19 protein-coding genes are annotated in these 18,219 nt (G+C 40.2%); 1 reads left to right on the forward strand and 18 read right to left on the reverse strand.

Annotated features, from left to right (window positions below):
• Complete coding sequence (gene trxA, locus VIK44_RS04300; RefSeq protein ID WP_331552612.1) at positions 1-327, forward strand: thioredoxin; 327 nt, start codon at positions 1-3, stop codon at positions 325-327.
• Positions 328-435: 108 nt separating this feature from the next.
• Here trxA and metG read toward each other — a convergent pair whose 3' ends face one another.
• The 18 genes from metG to mnmG all read right to left on the reverse strand — a co-directional run bounded on the left by metG (position 436) and on the right by mnmG (position 18,214).
• Entirely contained in the window at positions 436-2,373 is a 1,938-nt protein-coding gene (metG, locus tag VIK44_RS04305) for a methionine--tRNA ligase (RefSeq protein ID WP_331552613.1), read from the reverse strand.
• Between the two features lie 89 nt (positions 2,374-2,462).
• On the reverse strand, positions 2,463-3,305 hold the full coding sequence (gene rsmI / locus VIK44_RS04310) for a 16S rRNA (cytidine(1402)-2'-O)-methyltransferase (RefSeq protein ID WP_331552614.1): 843 nt from the start codon (positions 3,303-3,305) through the stop codon (positions 2,463-2,465).
• A gap of 2 nt (positions 3,306-3,307) precedes the next feature.
• Positions 3,308-4,696, reverse strand: coding sequence for an NAD(P)/FAD-dependent oxidoreductase (locus tag VIK44_RS04315; RefSeq protein WP_331552615.1), 1,389 nt, complete (start codon positions 4,694-4,696; stop codon positions 3,308-3,310).
• An 18-nt stretch (positions 4,697-4,714) separates the two neighbouring features.
• Positions 4,715-6,070, reverse strand: coding sequence for a replicative DNA helicase (dnaB, locus tag VIK44_RS04320; RefSeq protein WP_331552648.1), 1,356 nt, complete (start codon positions 6,068-6,070; stop codon positions 4,715-4,717).
• 14 nt (positions 6,071-6,084) lie between these two features.
• Positions 6,085-6,534 carry a 50S ribosomal protein L9 gene (gene rplI, locus VIK44_RS04325; RefSeq protein WP_331552616.1) on the reverse strand — a complete coding sequence of 150 codons (450 nt, stop codon included), beginning with the start codon at positions 6,532-6,534 and terminating at the stop codon, positions 6,085-6,087.
• Entirely contained in the window at positions 6,531-8,507 is a 1,977-nt protein-coding gene (locus tag VIK44_RS04330) for a DHH family phosphoesterase (RefSeq protein ID WP_331552617.1), read from the reverse strand. The genes rplI and VIK44_RS04330 overlap by 4 nt, the downstream gene beginning before the upstream one ends.
• Positions 8,507-9,457 carry a YybS family protein gene (locus VIK44_RS04335; protein ID WP_331552618.1) on the reverse strand — a complete coding sequence of 317 codons (951 nt, stop codon included), beginning with the start codon at positions 9,455-9,457 and terminating at the stop codon, positions 8,507-8,509. The genes VIK44_RS04330 and VIK44_RS04335 overlap by 1 nt, the downstream gene beginning before the upstream one ends.
• 196 nt (positions 9,458-9,653) lie before the next feature.
• The gene (gene rpsR / locus VIK44_RS04340) at positions 9,654-9,881 is read right to left on the reverse strand and encodes a 30S ribosomal protein S18 (RefSeq protein ID WP_331552619.1); all 228 of its coding nucleotides are present in this window, start codon (positions 9,879-9,881) and stop codon (positions 9,654-9,656) included.
• A 17-nt stretch (positions 9,882-9,898) separates the two neighbouring features.
• Positions 9,899-10,339: a single-stranded DNA-binding protein gene (locus VIK44_RS04345; protein ID WP_331552620.1), complete on the reverse strand. Its 441-nt coding sequence runs from the start codon at positions 10,337-10,339 to the stop codon at positions 9,899-9,901.
• A gap of 11 nt (positions 10,340-10,350) precedes the next feature.
• Positions 10,351-10,638: a 30S ribosomal protein S6 gene (rpsF, locus tag VIK44_RS04350; protein ID WP_331552621.1), complete on the reverse strand. Its 288-nt coding sequence runs from the start codon at positions 10,636-10,638 to the stop codon at positions 10,351-10,353.
• Between the two features lie 135 nt (positions 10,639-10,773).
• On the reverse strand, positions 10,774-10,974 hold the full coding sequence (locus tag VIK44_RS04355; protein WP_331552622.1) for a DUF951 domain-containing protein: 201 nt from the start codon (positions 10,972-10,974) through the stop codon (positions 10,774-10,776).
• A gap of 30 nt (positions 10,975-11,004) precedes the next feature.
• Positions 11,005-11,835, reverse strand: coding sequence for a mechanosensitive ion channel family protein (locus VIK44_RS04360; RefSeq protein WP_331552623.1), 831 nt, complete (start codon positions 11,833-11,835; stop codon positions 11,005-11,007).
• 9 nt (positions 11,836-11,844) lie between these two features.
• Positions 11,845-12,489, reverse strand: coding sequence for a CvpA family protein (locus VIK44_RS04365; RefSeq protein WP_331552624.1), 645 nt, complete (start codon positions 12,487-12,489; stop codon positions 11,845-11,847).
• Positions 12,486-13,607: an ABC transporter permease gene (locus tag VIK44_RS04370; protein WP_331552625.1), complete on the reverse strand. Its 1,122-nt coding sequence runs from the start codon at positions 13,605-13,607 to the stop codon at positions 12,486-12,488. The genes VIK44_RS04365 and VIK44_RS04370 overlap by 4 nt, the downstream gene beginning before the upstream one ends.
• Positions 13,608-13,659: 52 nt before the next feature.
• A complete protein-coding gene (locus VIK44_RS04375) occupies positions 13,660-14,553 on the reverse strand; it encodes a ParB/RepB/Spo0J family partition protein (protein WP_331552626.1) in 894 nt (297 codons plus the stop codon).
• A gap of 2 nt (positions 14,554-14,555) precedes the next feature.
• A complete protein-coding gene (locus VIK44_RS04380; protein ID WP_331552627.1) occupies positions 14,556-15,320 on the reverse strand; it encodes an AAA family ATPase in 765 nt (254 codons plus the stop codon).
• A 262-nt stretch (positions 15,321-15,582) separates the two neighbouring features.
• Positions 15,583-16,314 carry a 16S rRNA (guanine(527)-N(7))-methyltransferase RsmG gene (gene rsmG, locus VIK44_RS04385; RefSeq protein WP_331552628.1) on the reverse strand — a complete coding sequence of 244 codons (732 nt, stop codon included), beginning with the start codon at positions 16,312-16,314 and terminating at the stop codon, positions 15,583-15,585.
• A complete protein-coding gene (gene mnmG, locus VIK44_RS04390) occupies positions 16,307-18,214 on the reverse strand; it encodes a tRNA uridine-5-carboxymethylaminomethyl(34) synthesis enzyme MnmG (protein WP_331552629.1) in 1,908 nt (635 codons plus the stop codon). Before mnmG ends, rsmG begins: the two co-directional genes overlap by 8 nt.
• Positions 18,215-18,219: the final 5 nt, after the last annotated feature.

Here is an 18,219-nt window from a genome sequence, read left to right on the forward strand (position 1 = left end):
ATGGCCAATGAAAAAATAATAACCCTGAACAAGGAAAATTTTAATACCGAAGTACTGTCTTTTGATGGCGCTGTGATGATAGATTTTTGGGCCGAATGGTGTGGTCCCTGTAAAGGTCTTGCTCCTACCATTGATGCAATTGCTCTGGAACTTCCAACCGGCATGAAAGTTTGCAAAATTAATGTGGATGAAAACCAAACCCTTGCCCAGGAATTCCGAGTAATGAGCATTCCAACCGTGGTTTTCTTTAAGAACGGAGAAGTCGTGAACCGTTTCGTTGGCGTTCGCGATAAAAAAGAATATATTGACACTATGAAGAGCCTATAGATTTATATATACACCAATACAATAAAAAGCCTGAAAATCCAAGTCATGAATAACTTGGATTCTCAGGCTTTTTCTGTTATTTTATTCTTTTATGTTCTCAGGGTTTTCTTAAGAAACTTTTCCACCAGAGGGTATGCCATCCACTGTGACTAAAGAAAGTTTCTTTCCCTTGGTTGCCGCTAAAATCATTCCATTGGATTCCAGTCCACGAAGGTTTACCGGCTTTAAGTTTGCCACTAAAATCACGGTTTTCCCGACAAGTTCTTCAGGCTTATAATATTTTGCAATCCCTGAAACAACCTGACGTTTTTCCTGTCCGACCATTAATTGGAGAACCAATAATCGGTCGGCATCCGGATGGGCTTCGCAGGCCACAATCTCGGCAACACGAAGCTCTACTCTGGCAAAATCATCAATGGTAATGAGCCCTTCGGGAAGTTCTTCTTTATCTTTTAGCATTTCCTTTTTAACTTCTTTCTTATTCTCTTTTTTAGAAGCATCTTCTTTTTTCTCCAGTTCAATTCTTGGGAAGAGAACCTCGCCACGTTCGACTTTAATTCCCTCAGGATATCCGCCAAAAATCTGGATGCTTTCCCATGTTAAACAGTCATCCGGACATTTTAACTGCGCTGCAATTTTTTTTCCTGTTTCAGGCATGGCTGATGAAATAAGCACGGTGACAATTCTTAAACATTCGGTGAGATTATACAGCACCTGAGCCAACCGTGCTTTTTTCTCTGGGTCTTTTCCCAGTACCCAGGGTTGGGTTTCATCAATATATTTATTTGAACGGGATATTAATTTCCAAATCTCTTCCAGGGCCCGGCTGAAATCAAGCTTATCCATGAATTCGCTGACAATGCCCGGGGTTTTTTCGGCTAGGTTGATGATGTCCTCATCAAATTCCCCAGTCTCCCGTTCTTTAGGAATAACCCCGTCAAAATATTTCACGGTCATGGCCAGGGTCCGACTGAGTAAATTTCCTAAATCGTTGGCAAGGTCTGAATTAATATGACTGACTAAAAGGTCTTCATTATAAACGCCGTCAGAGCCATAGTTCATTTCCCGAAGCACATGGTAACGCAGGGCATCCACGCCATACTTATTCACCAATACCACCGGATCCACAACATTACCCACAGATTTTGACATTTTCCCGCCTTTTAGCAGAATCCAGCCATGACCATACACCTTTTTAGGTAAAGGTAATTCTAAAGCCATCAGAATAATTGGCCAATAAATGGTATGGAATCGGATAATATCTTTTCCCACTAAATGCACATCCGCCGGCCAATACCGATCCATAAGATCCGGCTTATCGTTAAGGTAGCCCAGGGCGGAAATATAGTTGGGAAGGGCATCAATCCAGACATAAACCACGTGACCGGGATCAAAATCCACAGGAACACCCCAGGTGAAAGAGGTTCGGGATACGCAAAGATCCTGAAGTCCCGGCTTAATGAAATTATTGATCATCTCATTTTTTCTGGATTCCGGTTGAATAAAACCAGGATTTTCATTAATGTGTTTTAAAAGACGATCGGCATATTTTGACATCTTAAAGAAGTAAGCCTCTTCAGATGCTTTTTCCACAGGTCGGCCGCAATCCGGGCAATTGCCTTCAACAATTTGGCCTTCGGTCCAAAATGATTCACATGGTGTGCAATACCAGCCTTCATAATTGGATTTGTAAATATCCCCCTGATCGTGAAGCTTTTTAAAAATACGCTGAATGGTTTTTTCATGTTCAGGGTCAGTGGTCCGAATAAACTGATCGTAATTGATATTCATGGTGTCCCAAAGGGTTTTAATTCCGGCGACGATGTCATCCACATAGGCCTGAGGTGTCATACCTGCCTCTTCTGCGACTTTTTCAATCTTTTGGCCATGTTCATCCGTTCCGGTTAATAGATAGGCATCATAGCCCTTCAGCTTTTTAAACCGGGTAATGGTATCTGCCGCGACAGTGGTATAGGTATGTCCAATATGGAGGTTACCACTGGGATAATAAATAGGGGTCGAAATGTAAAAAGTTTTTTCTGACATAGGCGCTCCTTTTATTTTGCTGTTTTTTGTTGAATCCGAAATGATGATAAGGATCCTGGATGTTTATTGCGTTTCCCAATTACCTGTTTTTATCTCTTAACTTCGTTATATATATCCCGTTTGGAAAGTCCCCGATCCTTAGCCACCTGTTTCATGGCCTCCTTTTCGGGCATTCCATCATGGATGTAAACGTCCAGGTGTTCTTTGATGGTCATGGCTTTCAGATCCATATTTTGACCAGGGGTTCCCTCTTCCTGGGTTCTGCCTTCAATACAAAGCACATACTCTCCCCTTGGGGTATGGTCCTGATAATAAGCCTGGTGTTCTTCAATGGTGCCATATCGGCTTTCTTCAAATCGCTTGGTGATCTCCCTGGAAATACTCATCTGGCGGTGACCTAAGTCATTGTTGACTAAAATTTCAAGGGTTTTCGATAAACGATGGGGCGATTCATAAAGAACCGCGGTAACGACCGAGGCTTTGATCCGTTCCAGGCCTTCTTTAATCGCTTTATTCTCTTTTCCCAGAAACCCGAGAAAGAGAAACTGCCGGGTATCCAAACCTGAAAGCACCAAACCGCAAAGCCCGGCATTAGGACCTGGAACGACTTCCATAGCAATATCCTGGGCCACACAATTTTTCACCAGCACTGAACCGGGATCGGAAATCAAGGGCATTCCGGCATCGGAAATAAGGGCAATGTTTTGTCCTTGTTTCATTAGATCAATGAGTCCTTCGCTGGATCTTTGTTCATTATGCTGGTGATAAGCCACCATCTTTTTTTGTATTTCAAAATGATTGAGAAGCTTAATGGAATGACGGGTATCCTCGGCGGCAATGAGATCCACTTCTTTAAGTATTCTTAACGCCCGGATACTCATATCATCCAGATTTCCAATAGGAGTGCCTACAATATACAATTTTCCAGTCATCTTTAGACCTTGTACAGGTTTCGGGCAACAAAAACCCCGTTAGCCGAAGCCTGCATCAGCCCTCGGGTTACCCCTGCACCATCTCCGATGGCATACAGATTTTTAACGCTGGATTGGAAATTTTTATCCACTTCAACCTTATTTGAGTAAAACTTCACCTCTACCCCATAAAGAAGTGTTTCTTCACTGGCAAGTCCTGGCGACACATGATCCAGGGCCTGGATCATTTCGTCAATATCCTTCATAATACGATAAGGCAGTACCAGACATAAATCCCCGGGAACCGCATCCATTAGCGTAGGACGAATATTATTTCGAAGGAGTCGTTCTGCGGTGGTCCGGCGTCCACGGAGAAAATCCCCATACCGCTGAACCATAATCCTATTCCCAGTGAGCATGTTTCCTAACCCGGCAATATGTTTACCATAGGCAATAGGCTCTTTAAACGGCTCGGTAAAGCACTTGGAAACTAATAAAGCAAAGTTGGTATTATCGGTTTTTAAATGTTCCGCCTTATAACTGTGCCCGTTGACAACCGCTAATTCATTATCATAATTCTCGGTGGAAACAACTCCTCCGGGATTAGAGCAGAAAGTGCGAACACTGTCATCAAAGGTTGGTGTATAATAAACCAGCTTACCCTCATAAAGAGCATCGTTGATTTCCTGCATAATTTCATTGCGTGTTTCAAGACGAATGCCAATGTCGACTTTTCCCGCTATGGTTTTCACCTTATAATCATCACACATGGCTTTAAACCATTCAGAACCATCCCTGCCCACGGCAACAACCACTTTATCGGCATAGTAGGTTTCGCCTTTTGCCGTTACTCCGGTGACTTCATTATCTTTAACGATAAGGCTTCCAACCGGGGTTCTGAATTTAATCTCGATTCCCAGATCATTCAGTAAATGGTTCTGGATCCGTTGATAAATCATGTATCCCACCTCGGTGCCCATATGGCGTATGGGACATTCAATGAGCTTTAGGTTGCTCTGAATGGCTTTAGTTCGAATATCTCTGATTTTTTTAGGATGATCAAGGCCATGGACTCGTCCATCTGCACCAAAATGAAGATAAATGTTATCCGTGTATTTGATCAAATCAACGGTTTCACTATAACCAATGTATTCGGGAAGCTCGCCGCCGACATCCGGTGACAAGGAAAGTTTCCCATCCGAATAAGCACCGGCTCCGGCAAAACCAGTGGTAATATTACAGGGCTTACACCCAACACATACCCCGGTTTTACGCTTTGGGCAAATCCGTTTTTCAATGGAATTCCCTTTTTCCAGCATCAGTATTTTTAAGTTTTTATTATTTTTGGCCAACTCCATGGCAGTAAAAATACCCCCTGGACCTGCGCCGATGATGATAACATCATATTTCATATCCGTTACTTCCTTTTATTAAGCATAAACATCTGGACCGTAGTCATCTTCACCAAAACCTACTGCCAAATCATTAAATTTCGTATATTCAGGGATCCATGCCAGCTTAATGGTTCCGGTAGGACCATTTCGTTGTTTGGCAATGTTCACTTCGGCAATGTTTTTTAATTCAGGATTTTTATCATAATAAAACTCTCTGAAAAGAAGCATGACCACATCGGCATCCTGCTCAATGGAACCTGACTCACGTAAATCCGACATCACCGGGTGATGATCGGCTCTGGCATCCGGTGCTCGACTGAGCTGGGATAATGCAATAACAGGCGCTTTCATTTCTCTGGCCAGGGCTTTGAGCCCTCGGGACATTTCAGAAATTTCATTTTGCCGGTTTTCAGATTTTCCGCCGCCACTCATAAGCTGGATGTAGTCAATGACAATGAGATCCAGGGCCTTTTCTGTTTTTAAACGTCGGCACTTGGACCTGACTTCAGAAATGGTGATTCCGGCCGTATCATCAATAAAAATATCAGCCCCGTAAAGGGTATTGTATCCCACTACAAGGCGTTCCCAGTCTTCTTTTGTTAAATTTCCGGTTCGCACATTGTTGCTGTCAACCAGTGATGTGGCACAAAGCATCCGCTGAACCAATTGTTCCTTGGACATTTCCAAACTAAAGATGGCCACAGAACAATTGTCTTTAACCGCTGCATTCTGAGCAATATTAAGGGCAAAGGCAGTTTTACCCATGGAAGGTCGTGCCGCCACAATAATAAGATCAGAATCCTGCAAACCTGAGGTAATATGGTTTAGCTCGGCAAATCCGGTTTCAACACCTGTGAGTTTTCCTTTATTACTTTCAATGGCCTCGATTTGGGAAAGGGTGGTACCCAAAGTTTCCTGAATACTTTCGAAATCCCCGGTACGACGCCCTTGTGAGACTTTAAATATTTCCTGTTCCGCTCTTTCAATGACGTCCCCAACCTTATCGTATTGACCGTAGCTTTCCTCTAAAATTTGGGTAGCGGTATGAATAAGGCTTCGAATCACTGCTTTTTCATGAACGATTTGACAATATTCAAGATAGTTTCTGTGAATTGGCACCATTTCAATGAGTTCACTGAGATAACCAATACCCCCGATTTTTTCAAGGACCCCATGATTTCTAAGTGAGTCCATCAGAGTGACGGTATCAATTGGCTTGCGCTCATTATGAAGATCCAACATACTTTTATAAATCTCACGATGTGCCCCTCGATAAAAATCATCAGGGGATAAAAACTCTTCTGCCCGGCCAATATTGGACTCATCCATGAGAATAGCACCTAAAACCGACTGCTCTGCCTCTATATTATGGGGCGGTACCTTTGGATTCATCACGGCTTTCTCTCCTAGGCTTCGCCTTCAACAATAACCGTCAGGTTTCCGATAACGCCCTGGTAAGTTTTCACTTTTACTTCGATGCGGCCAATATTTCGAATGGGCATTTCAAGCTCGACCTTACGCTTATCAATTTTAATTCCCTTGGCTTTTTCCAGGGCCTCGGTAATGTCTTTACTGGTCACAGAACCGAAAAGCTTTCCATCTTCCCCGGCGCGCTCGGTGATCTTAATCTCTGTTTCATCCAGAATCTTCGCCAATGCAACGGCTTCTTCCCGCTCTTCATCCAATCGGGCTTCTTCATCAGCCCTGGACTGTTGAGCTATTTTAATATTTTCTCTGTTTCCAATGATTCCTTTTTTTGTTTTAATGAGAAAATTTCTGCCGTAACCGTCTTTAACCTCAACAATATCCCCTTTGTTCCCAACATTTTTAACATTTTCCAATAATATAATTTTCATTTTACTTCATTCTCCTTTTTGTATTTTTCAATGGCTTCCAGCACCAGGTCTTTGCCTGTTTCCAGACTGCTTTCGTCTGGAATCTGTGCTCCTGCAATGGCGAGATGTCCGCCGCCGCCTAATTTTTCTAAGATGAGCTGCACATTGACTTCACCCATGGATCGTCCGCTAATGGTTAAACCTTCATCACTTTTCAGGATAATAAAGGATGCCACAATCCCCTTAATATTTAAAAGCTCGTCCGCAGCCTGTGAAGCGATGAGTTTGCCATAATCAGTATTATTCTCAAAAGTTGATATGGCAATATTGTCAAAATAAATTTTAGCATTTTTCACTGCATCCGATTTTGCAGTATAAGTGTTAATATCATCCTGTAAAAGGATCTTACTGATAATGGTATCTGCACCCTTTCTCTTTAAATAAGAAGCCGCCTCAAAGGTTCGTACCCCGGTTTTTAAAGTAAACATTTTAGTATCCATACACATTCCTGCCATCAGTGCATTGGCTTCCACCTCACTCATAACATTCTTTTCCTCAAAGTATTGAAGAAGCTCTGTAACAAGTTCACAGGTTGAAGAGGCATAGGCCTCGGTGTAGCTCATCAGGGTGTCCTTAATAAATTTTCCTGATCGTCTGTGATGATCAATCACCACAATTTTAGACATTTCTTCAATCAAGTTCGGGGATTCCAGATAATCAATGTTCTGGGTATCCAATATAATCAGCAAGGTATTTTTTTTGCTGTAGGCTTCGGCTTCTTTTGGTGTAATAAAAGCATCCTGATATTCTTCATTTTCCAAAAGATACTCAAATAAGGATTTAATCGAATAATTGATTTCCTTAATGACTATTTTCCCTGTTTTATCTAAAGCCTGACAGGCACCGAGTAAACCTACTGCGGCTCCCAGACAATCCATGTCAGGATTTTGATGTCCCATTAAAAGAACCTGGTCAGCTTCCTTAATAAGTTCTTTTAAACCATGAGCTTTGACCCTTGCCTTGACCTTGGTTCGTTTTTCAGTGGCTTCGCTTTTTCCGCCATAAAAGGACATTTTCTCATCCTGACGCACCACTGCCTGATCTCCGCCACGGGCCAATGCGATATCAAGGGCCGCATGGGAAATCTCCTGGGATTCTTTTATTCCTAATATTTTCTCTGATATCCCAATCCCTATACTCAGGGTAATGGGAATTTTTTCATCATTTTCAATTTCTCGAACCGCATCTAAGATTTGGAAGTTTTCCTTCTGAAGCGCGCAAATTTTCCCCCGTTCGAAAATCATCAGATAACGATCTTTTTCATATTCTATAATAACGCTTCCCAATTTTTTAGCCCATTCATTGAGTTTTAAATCGACTTGTCCTAAAATTGCGGATCGCTCATGGCTTGGAATTTGTTCAATGATATCGTCATAATTGTCAATGACAATATCACAGAATAAAGGAGATGTTTTTCGATAAAGCTCACTCTGCCTGCTTTGTTCGGTAACATCAAAAAAATGAAGGAGCTCAAAACTATGAACCGTGTCAGTAAAAGCATTGGTCACAACACCATAATCCCGATCATCATAATGAAAGGTAAAATCATCATGTTTCACAGCTTCAGATAAATTAAACCCCAACTCTTCCACAATATTTTTTTTAAACAGTGGTTCTTTTTCTTTTTTAAAAGCTTTTCCGAAGGCCTGATTATACCAATAGATAATTCCTTCACCATCGACAATGACCATGGAAATAGGCATTTCATACATACGTTCCTGATTGATTTTATCTAAATCACCATGTATTTCATCAATGGCTTTATTAATTTGAATTTCATCTTGATGGCTGCTCTTTTTATAAAAGAACAAAAGTGCCACAAATATAAACAAACCTAAAACACTGAAATAGGTATTGTAGAATCCCAAAACAAAAGATAAAACACCAACCGTGACAATGGCAAAAATGAACAATTCTTTTTTATATTCTTTCATTAAGCCTCGCTCCCCTTTCGAAAAATCTTACGAATTTCCATATAGGTATCCGCTACTCCAAGCATGGTCACGACAAACTGTAAAAGTAAAGCCACAAAAACTGCGAGGATTTTCAAGGCCATGTTAGTGTGCTTTTTATATGCCATAAAATCAAAGATAAGTGATAATCCCATAACAAAATAAACCAGATAGACCAAATTCATAATATTCAAAACGTAAATCTCCGGGATTGCCGTCACTTGAAAAACACTGATAATGAAAGAACCAAACAAAAACAGCAACAAAAAGTATTTAAGCGATTTTGGCATCTCCCATTGTGAAAGAGGTTTAACCGCTTTCACCTTATATCCCAGACGTTTTAATATGGCATCAGAGCTGGCTACATTAATAAAGGAAAATACCAGTGGCAGCAAAAGTATGACCGACGGAATGATCATTTTCATGGTATTAATTTGAGCATCCAGGGATTCCTTGGCAAGCAGTAACTGACTTGCATCCATCACCCCGGCATTTTGATACAAGGCCAAAGCTTGCTGGGTGCTGACTTCAAATGTTTGTAATATAAATGTTATAAAATCCACCCCTACAAGAAATTGATAGCTGATAATAACGGCAGTCACTACTAATGCGAAGCCAAGGTATCCGACAATTATTTTTTGAATGGGTCCGACATTCCGATGATAGGCATAGCCCAGGCTACAGCCAACAAAGAATAAAAGGACTCCAAATGGAATTGCATTTACCGGTCCTAAAAACAAACCAATAATAATGGTTGCGGCAATACTGGCAATAACGCTGACCTTCAGCCCTTGTCGTTGTCCGAGAACCACCATGGGAACGGGAATAAAAAATATTAATATCACAAGAAAAGGGACATAAAAGCTGGCTAGTGCAAGTATTACTGCCAAGGCACAAAACATAGCTCCCTCTGTAATTCCTCGAGTTTTCATTGATCCTCCAAATAGGTTAAGTTCATATTTATTGTCTGGTAAACCTGTGCAGGCAATTCCCAGATTAACTTAACTATTATATCACAATAATATAAAATACCCATCTTTTTTTCCCATTCTCATTGACCATAAACCCGAATATTAAAAAAACTGCCCATCCAGGTCTTTCCCTGAATGAACAGTTCTTAATAATTTATTAGATATTTGCTGAGTAGGGTAACAGTGCAACATTTCGTGCACGCTTAATCGCTTCAGTTACCTTTCTTTGATGCTTGGCACAGGTTCCGGTAGCGCGTCGTGGTAAGATTTTACCACGTTCAGAAATAAATTTCTTCAGTGTTAAGACATCTTTATAATCAACTTCTGTTACTTTTCGTTCGCAGAATTCACATACTTTTCTTCTTTTTTTAAATGGTTTTGGCATTGTTTTTTCCTCCTATCTTAAAATGGTACATCATCATCGTCAGCCATCAGATGGAAATCTTCATCCAAACCCATTGCTGACATATTGTTATCTTTTTTTGGTGCCGGAGCTTGTTGGTATCCACCGGTAGATTCTTTACGGTTAGGTGATGACAAGAATGTAATCTCATCTGCAACAACTTCGGTCACATAGCGTTTTTGGCCATCCTGTGCTTCGTAATTTCTTACCTGCAGTCGTCCTGACGCGCCAATTTGGCTGCCTTTTGACAAGTATTGACCTGCAAGTTCTGCCTGTTTTCCCCATACAACAATGGGTACGAAATCAGTTTCCTTTTGACCATCTTTGTTTTTAAAACGACGATCAACAGCTAGGGTAAAAGTGGCTACCGCTTTTCCTGTGGTGGTGTTTTTCACATCAGGATCCCTGGTTAGTCTTCCTACTAAAATTACTTTATTCACAAAAATGCCCCCTATTTTTCTTTCTTAATAACAATACTACGAATAAATGGTTCGTTAATTTTGTATAAATGATCAAGTGCATCCAAAACTGAATTTTCAGCATTGAATTCAACTAATACATAGTATCCTTCTTGATATTTTTTTTCAATTTCATAGGCTAATTTTCTTTTGCCCCATTCATTAACATTTTCTACATTACCATCTGCTTCTATGATGGTTTTAACTTTACCGATTAATTCTTCAACGACTTCTTTTTCAAGATCCGGTTTTAAAACAAATAATGTTTCATATTTTCTCATTCCATTTCACCTCCTCATGGACTATGGCTCACTTTTCCAGCAAGCAAGGATATCAGCTTTTTATTATATCATATTTCAGAATTGAAGCAAGGCTTTTATTTATATTTATATTGTAGTCACAATCAAAACCCATTATTAGCCTTTAACTTCGTCTTGGAGCACTTTTTTAATTTGCTTATTAAACTTGGAGCGTTGCAACATAACAATATGTCCACAGCCACAACACTTAATTTTAATATCTGCCCCCAGCCGTATGATTTCCCATTCGAAAGAGCCACAAGGATGTTTTTTTTTCATTTCAACACGATCACCTAAGGTGTACTCTTTAATTTCCATACTACTCTCCTCGAATTCCTATGTAAAAAGCTATACTACAGTGCTGGGAATTTCAATGCCGTGAAGATCAAAAGCTTCTTTGATCTTCTGGCGAAGAATGATTTCAGCTTTAGCCTTGGCAGATGCATCCTCATCCGAGATAACGCGAATGATCATTCCGTTTGTGTCCATTTGGGTAACCCCAACAACTTCAGGACAGGTCTTAAAGAGGTCTTCATGACTTTCAAAAACCTCACTGCAAACTGCGTTAATAATATCAATAACATTGTTTATATTTTCTTTATTGGAAACCCCAACCTCAACCACCGCTTTAATATGTCCTTTGGAAAAATTGACCAGCCGATCAATTTTTCCATTATGAATAATAAACAGTCCTCCGGTAAATTCCCGTATGGTTGTAGTTCGAATTCCAATCGATTCTACAATACCGTAATGTTTTTCATCAATCGTAATATAATCTCCAACACAAAACTGGTTTTCGAAGATAATCACAAAACCACTCATCACATCTTCCACAATTCCCCTGGCACCAAAACCAATGGCAACGGTTCCGATACCGGCGACTGCCAGCAACGACCCGACGTCCATATACTGACCTAGAATCATGATAATGGCCACGATCCAAACAGAAGCTCTGGCAAAGGTTTTAACCACATTGTTCAGCGTCACCAGTCGTCTGGCCTCTCGGACCTCAATCCCTGGTTTATCGTCATTAAAAATACCATCGATGATTTTGTAAAAAACATTCAGGCAAATGGCGACTGTCACCAATACCACGACTGAAAGTAGTATCTTTTCAAAAAGATTTGAACCATCCTTTTGAAAGATCAGCTCTTTAAAACCGTTCCATAAACTATCCATAAAAGCTCCCTAATTTAATACGATTAAATTCGTCACCCAAGGGGTTACCACTTGAGAAATGGCACTTCCTTCAAAGTTAGGAAGATTTGCCGCACCACCGGTAAAGGTGTTAAGTGCAGTTAAAATCCAAATTACAATGACACATAAACCGAGACCCAGAATAAACCCCATAGCTCCTCCCAAGAGTCGATTTATGCCACCAATAATCGGTATTTGAGATACGCCACTAAAAATCGCTTGGAGGATTCCAAAAGCAATGCCGCTTACTAATAATAAAATCACAAAGCTGACAATATAGGCAATCCCCCAGGTCAGAGCCTGGGTGATCATACTGACACTTTCGGTTGTAATATTTTGGCCTCCTGTGAGAATGGCTTCTCCCACTGAACCACTGGCGAAAACACCTTGTTGGCCAACCCCATTTACAATCGATTGAGCCACTGCTTCTATGTTAACCATATTCACTAATCCGTTAAACACACCCAGGCTTATAAGCCAATCTGCCAGCATGGATGAAAAAATCCACGCAATGGCAAAAGATGCAATAAATCCCCCGAAACTAATTAGGGTTTTTATTGCACCTCGCCGATATCCAATGAGTCCTGAAACAATACAGACCAGGATACAAATAAAGTCTACTGTTGTCAAACTCATTTTTTATTCCTGTAATATTCTTCAATATCATCTTCATTGATAATTCGAATTTGACTGGTTTCTTTAAGAAAGGATTTATCTTCTGTTTCTTTATGTTTATTCTGCTTTTTCCCTGTTTTTTCCGGATCCTCAGTATGCGTTTGCTTCCATTCTTCTGAAAGGGTTTTTTCCAACGTAATAACTGCCTCAGTTTTTTCGTTAACAACAGGACTCTCAATGGCTTCCGGCATTGACTGATTTTCAATAATTGTTTTCTTAGTAGCGATAATTTCAACGCTTTCCGATTCATTTTTTTGAGTAACTGTTTCTTTGATGGAAACCGACTCGCTTTTTATTGCTTCCGGACTCACACTTTCTTCATCAAATACTTTTGATAGCACTGACTCTTCCTGTGGCGCTGTATCAGCAATTTTCACTTCTGTCATCGTCACAGGTTCCTGTTCCTCAGGTCTGAAACCTTCGCTGATCACTTCTTCAGAAAGCCGTTCCATACCAATGCTGACTTTTTGAGGTTTTTTTCCTTTTCCGTCCCATTTTTTTCTCACTTTTTGAAATCTCGGAACAACGCGTTTCTCTCCCGCTGCTTCTACCAGGGTTTCTTCCTGATATTTACGACCCATACGTCGACCTATTACAATCCCGATAATTTGAAATAGAACAGTCACACCTAATGCGATCCCGAAAAATATAAAGATTGAAACATAACTTCCCATTAATTGATAAATAAGTCCATAGGGCAAATACCAAAAAATCGTTGGGGCTGCTAAAAAAGCAAATTGGTTCCAAATACTATTGGTGTCTTGGCCTGGCCAAAGCAATGAAACTAAGGTTAAGGCCCCTGTTAAAATCACTATAGGAAAAAGCATGAAGAAAATGTATTTGAAAGTTTGTGGTTTCTCTCCTGCATAAATGTTTTTAAAGTTACGTCCAAATATAATTATCCAAAACAATGCAATGACCCCCAGTTCAATTCCATTATATAGATAGTTGAATCCACTGGTTCTACCAATGAAATCGAAAGTACTCTTAAAAATTATAACAATAATTAAATACACTATGTTGCCGAGAACTGCTGTTTCAATGGCAGTCAGTCGTCGTTTTCTTTTTATTTGATTCATAAGTTATCTCCATTTCATATTATAAAAACACCGAATGTTCAGTCAATTGTTCCTATTCCTTTTTTTCATATCCTAACAGCGCTAAAATTCGATCGAGCTCTTCCAGTGAAAAATAAGACAGTTCTATTTTCCCACTTTTCCCATGGCTACTAAAATTAACCTTTGTAGCAAATCTTTTTTCCAAACCATCTTTTATTTCCAAAACATACGCAGTCGTATCGATTTTTTTCTTTTGCAGTGGTGCAACGATTCCTTCTAATTGAAGTTTTTTAATACGCTTTTCGGTTTCTCGAACGCTAAATCCTTTTTCAATAATTTCTTTAGAAAAGGCCTCCATTTTTTCCGTCTCTTCCAAACAAAGAATGGCTCTGGCATGACCGGAACTAATTTTTCCCCGGGCAACATCATCTCGAACTGAATCCGGCAGTTTTAATAGTCTCAATGTATTTGCCACCGCAGCACGGCTTTTTCCGATGCGGATACCAATCTCCCCCTGGGTAAGATTAAATCTTCCCATTAAACCTTCATAGGCAAGGGCTTCTTCAATACTATTGAGATTCTCTCTTTGGACGTTTTCTATTATTGCAATTTCCAAAACTTTTTCCGCCGGAAGATCTCGCACAATCACAGGAACTTCTTTCAGCCCCACGATATTGGCTGCGCGCCAGCGTCTTTCCCCGGCGATAATAGTATAACCTTTGCCATCAGGTTTTACAACTAAAGGCTGAATTATCCCATGTTCCTTAATGGAAGCCCCTAACTCCTCCAGTTTTCCACGATCAAAGTTCTTTCGGGGCTGTTCAGGATTTGGGCGGATGTTGCTTGTTTTTACATAGAATACTAATTTTTCAATATCAACCTCCAGATCCTCACCTTCAGCAGATAGAATTACCTCATTTGGAATCAGTGCTCTGAGACCTTTTCCCAACCCTGTATTTTTTCCCATATTTACTCCTGTCTCTGGATAAACTCTTTTGCCAGGGCAAGATATGCTTTTGATCCTTTTGATGCGTTTGCATACTCAAAAATAGTGTGTCCATAACTTGGAGCTTCTGCCAATCTTATATTTCTCGGAATCATTGTTTCATAAACCTTTTCTTTGAAAAAATCCACAACCTCGTCAACGACTTGATTTGAAAGATTAGTGCGGCTATCAAACATCGTCATTACCACACCTTCAATTTCCAACTCAGGGTTGAGGCCCTGTTTTACCAAACTAATGGTATTCATCAGCTGGCCTACGCCTTCAAGAGCATAAAATTCACATTGAATTGGGATTAAAACCGTGTTTGCAATTGCTAATGCATTAATCGTTAATAACCCGAGCGACGGCGGACAATCAATGAAAATAAAATCGTAATATTTCTCAACGTCTTTTACGATATTTTTTAGCCGGAGCTCCCGCTGGGGCAAATTAGCTAATTCAATTTCTGCTCCTGCCAGATCCGGGTGGGAAGGAAGGACGTGGAGGTTCTCAAAGGTGGTTGTTAAGATAATTTCTTTTAAACTATCGCCATTAATAATGGCATCATAAACACTTTTTTCAAGTTTATATTTATCAATGCCAAATCCACTGCTGGTGTTTCCCTGGGGATCAATATCGACAACAAGCACTCGGTATCCTTCCATGCTAAGGGCAGTGGTTAAATTAATAGCCGTAGTTGTTTTACCAACCCCGCCTTTTTGATTGAATACTGCCACAATTTTTGTCATGCCACAACTCCTTATTTCTTGATTTTATATTAATCCCAGTTTAACGAATCCAAATATTTTTTTAGTGATGTTTCACGTGAAACATCACTCTTTTGCAGATATGAACCAGTCTGGATGTTTGATTATCAACCATTAATCTTTTAACCTGACATGACTCTCGATTTTTTTCATCTATATAAGTTATTAATTTCCATAGTTGTTTCACGTGAAACATGTTGCAACCTCGATAAGATTTTATCACAAAACCCTTTAACTCTTCTTGTTACTTCAATAACAGCGGGAACTTATCGCTTTTTATTTTCCCGTTTGTTCTTGGTAAAATGCGAGGGGTTTTTCTTATTTTTTCAATGACTATTATAACATGAACCCAATCACTTTCCAGTATTAAACATTCTTCGACATTCGTAATTTTCCCGCCTAGAACCTCAATTGGTTTTTCCGCTTCTTTGATTTCGTTTTGGTATTCGCGCCCTTTCATCGGTAAAAACTTTCCGCCTATTTTTGTCAGTGGTAAGCAATATTCTGACAGAAGTGTTAAATTCGCAACTGCCCGAGATGTAACAACGTCATAGCTTTCCCTGTATTTTCGATCTTGACCTAATTCTTCAGCACGGCCATGAAGGATTTTTATATTGTTGATGTCTAACTCTTTTGCAATATTTTCCACCACCATGAGTTTTTTCTTTGTTGAATCCATTAAAGTTACGGTGGCATCTGCCATCATAATGGCAAGGGGAATTCCGGGAAAACCGCCTCCCGTACCAACATCTAATATGGAAGCGGTTGGATTGTCAATATATTTTAATAGCGTTAACGAATCAAGGAGATGGAGTTTAATAAATTCATCTTCTTCTGTGATCCGGGTCAGGTTAATTTGTTTATTTATTTCTAATATCTTTTCCATATACGTGATTAGCTTCTCACCTTGAGTGTTGCTAATGCTGATCTCAAGTTCAGCCCCTGCTTTTATGAGTTTTTCAACTTTGTTAATCATTTTTATTTTCTCCCTTGTATGTGTCCTGGTTTCGCCTTCGTTGTTCAAGTGCAACTAATAAAACCGATAAATCTGCCGGTGATACGCCTGAAATACGAGAAGCCTGGCCAATGGACTGCGGTTTAATCTCGTGAAGCTTTTCAATGGCCTCAATCCGAAGTCCGCTGATTGTCCTGAAATCAAGACCTTTTGGAATGTATTTGTTTTCCAATTTTTTAAACTGTTCGACTTGAAGTAACTGCTTCTTAATATATCCCTCATATTTGATCTGTACTTCAACCTGTTCGATAACACTCCAGTGAAGAAGCGGACGTTCCGGATCAAAGGTTCTGGTTTGCAGGTATTTTATTTCCGGCCGACGGATTAATTCAGTCAATGACACCCCATTTTTTATGTTTGAACTTTTGAGAAGATCTAACCGGGCATTGTTTTCATCCGTTGGCTTGACAATCACTTGTGCAATACGACTTATTTCATTTGCAATGGCTGCTTTTTTTTCTAAAAACTTTTCGTAACGCCGGTCACTGATTAAACCAATGGTGTATCCCATCGGGGTCAGCCTGAGATCAGCATTATCCTGACGAAGTAATAATCGGTATTCAGACCGGGATGTCATCATCCGATAGGGTTCATCAATCCCTTTGGTTATAATATCATCGATCAGAACCCCGATGTAAGCTTCCGAGCGATCAATAACAAAAGGTTGTTCGTTCTTGAAATATTGAGCGGCGTTAATACCTGCGACCAATCCCTGGGCAGCCGCTTCCTCATAGCCGGAGGTTCCATTAATCTGACCGCCAAAGAAAAGCCCTTTAATATCCTTGGATTCCAGCGAAGGTTTTAATCGGGTTGGATGGATGCAATCATATTCAATAGCATAAGCCGAGCGCATAAACTCGACCTTTTCCATACCTGGAACGGTTCGGTATAAAGCAATTTGAACATCTTCCGGTAAACAGGATGACATTCCCTGAATATAAGCCTCATTGGTGGTTAGTCCTTCTGGTTCAATAAAAATCTGATGCCTTTCTTTGTCTTTAAAACGAAGGACTTTTGTTTCTATGGAAGGACAATACCGCGGACCAACCCCGACAACATCTCCTGTATATAAAGGCGAACGTTTCATGTTTTCATTAATAATTCGATGTGTTTCCGGATTGGTATAGGTTAAATAACAAGGGACCTGTTCCATATCAATGTGATCTGTTTCAAATGAAAAAGGCACAATATGATCGTCTCCCAATTGAATGACCATTTTTGAATAGTCCAGGGTTTTGGCATCAACGCGAGCGGGAGTGCCTGTTTTAAAGCGCTGGAGCTCAATACCATTTTTTTCTAAACTATCCGATAGGGCCATGGCCGGAAATAAACCGCTGGGACCACTGTCATATTGGATATCGCCAATAAAGATCCGGCCTTTTAAGTAGGTTCCACTGCAGATAATGGCCGCTTTACAAGTGTAAACTGCCCCGGTATGAACCTTAACCCCAATAATTTCACCCTTTTCCACTAAAATTTCGGTGGCTTCCTGCTGTTTTAACAGTAAGTTTTCCTGATTTTCAATCACTTCTTTCATTCGAAACTGATAGGCTTTTTTATCTGCCTGGGCTCTCAATGAGTGGACTGCCGGTCCTTTTCCGGTGTTTAGCATTTTGGATTGAATCATGGTGGCATCAATGTTTTTTCCCATTTCTCCGCCAAGAGCATCAATTTCACGGACAAGGTGTCCTTTTCCGGTGCCGCCAATGGATGGATTACAAGGCATCATCGCCACTGAATCCAAATTCAGGGTTAAAAGAAGGGTTTTACATCCAAGTCGGGCGCTGGCAAGTGCCGCTTCTGATCCTGCATGTCCGGCTCCGATTACGATTATATCGTATTCTCCTCCAAGGTATGTCATTTTTT

This window comes from Acetobacterium sp. (assembly GCF_036508315.1).
Taxonomy (GTDB): domain Bacteria; phylum Bacillota; class Clostridia; order Eubacteriales; family Eubacteriaceae; genus Acetobacterium.

What these genes read in the sequence shown, in the direction of transcription:
- VIK44_RS04355 (WP_331552622.1), bottom strand. Translation starts at nt 10,974, where the DNA reads ATGGAAATTAAAGAGTACACCTTAGGTGATCGTGTTGAAATGAAAAAA.
- rpsR (WP_331552619.1), bottom strand. Translation starts at nt 9,881, where the DNA reads ATGCCAAAACCATTTAAAAAAAGAAGAAAAGTATGTGAATTCTGCGAA.
- VIK44_RS04365 (WP_331552624.1), bottom strand. Translation starts at nt 12,489, where the DNA reads ATGAGTTTGACAACAGTAGACTTTATTTGTATCCTGGTCTGTATTGTT.
- trxA (WP_331552612.1), top strand. Translation starts at nt 1, where the DNA reads ATGGCCAATGAAAAAATAATAACCCTGAACAAGGAAAATTTTAATACC.
- rsmI (WP_331552614.1), bottom strand. Translation starts at nt 3,305, where the DNA reads ATGACTGGAAAATTGTATATTGTAGGCACTCCTATTGGAAATCTGGAT.
- rpsF (WP_331552621.1), bottom strand. Translation starts at nt 10,638, where the DNA reads ATGAGAAAATATGAAACATTATTTGTTTTAAAACCGGATCTTGAAAAA.
- VIK44_RS04315 (WP_331552615.1), bottom strand. Translation starts at nt 4,696, where the DNA reads ATGAAATATGATGTTATCATCATCGGCGCAGGTCCAGGGGGTATTTTT.
- mnmG (WP_331552629.1), bottom strand. Translation starts at nt 18,214, where the DNA reads ATGACATACCTTGGAGGAGAATACGATATAATCGTAATCGGAGCCGGA.
- rplI (WP_331552616.1), bottom strand. Translation starts at nt 6,534, where the DNA reads ATGAAAATTATATTATTGGAAAATGTTAAAAATGTTGGGAACAAAGGG.
- VIK44_RS04370 (WP_331552625.1), bottom strand. Translation starts at nt 13,607, where the DNA reads ATGAATCAAATAAAAAGAAAACGACGACTGACTGCCATTGAAACAGCA.
- VIK44_RS04335 (WP_331552618.1), bottom strand. Translation starts at nt 9,457, where the DNA reads ATGAAAACTCGAGGAATTACAGAGGGAGCTATGTTTTGTGCCTTGGCA.
- VIK44_RS04360 (WP_331552623.1), bottom strand. Translation starts at nt 11,835, where the DNA reads ATGGATAGTTTATGGAACGGTTTTAAAGAGCTGATCTTTCAAAAGGAT.
- metG (WP_331552613.1), bottom strand. Translation starts at nt 2,373, where the DNA reads ATGTCAGAAAAAACTTTTTACATTTCGACCCCTATTTATTATCCCAGT.
- rsmG (WP_331552628.1), bottom strand. Translation starts at nt 16,314, where the DNA reads ATGATTAACAAAGTTGAAAAACTCATAAAAGCAGGGGCTGAACTTGAG.
- VIK44_RS04380 (WP_331552627.1), bottom strand. Translation starts at nt 15,320, where the DNA reads ATGACAAAAATTGTGGCAGTATTCAATCAAAAAGGCGGGGTTGGTAAA.
- VIK44_RS04330 (WP_331552617.1), bottom strand. Translation starts at nt 8,507, where the DNA reads ATGAAAGAATATAAAAAAGAATTGTTCATTTTTGCCATTGTCACGGTT.
- VIK44_RS04375 (WP_331552626.1), bottom strand. Translation starts at nt 14,553, where the DNA reads ATGGGAAAAAATACAGGGTTGGGAAAAGGTCTCAGAGCACTGATTCCA.
- dnaB (WP_331552648.1), bottom strand. Translation starts at nt 6,070, where the DNA reads ATGAATCCAAAGGTACCGCCCCATAATATAGAGGCAGAGCAGTCGGTT.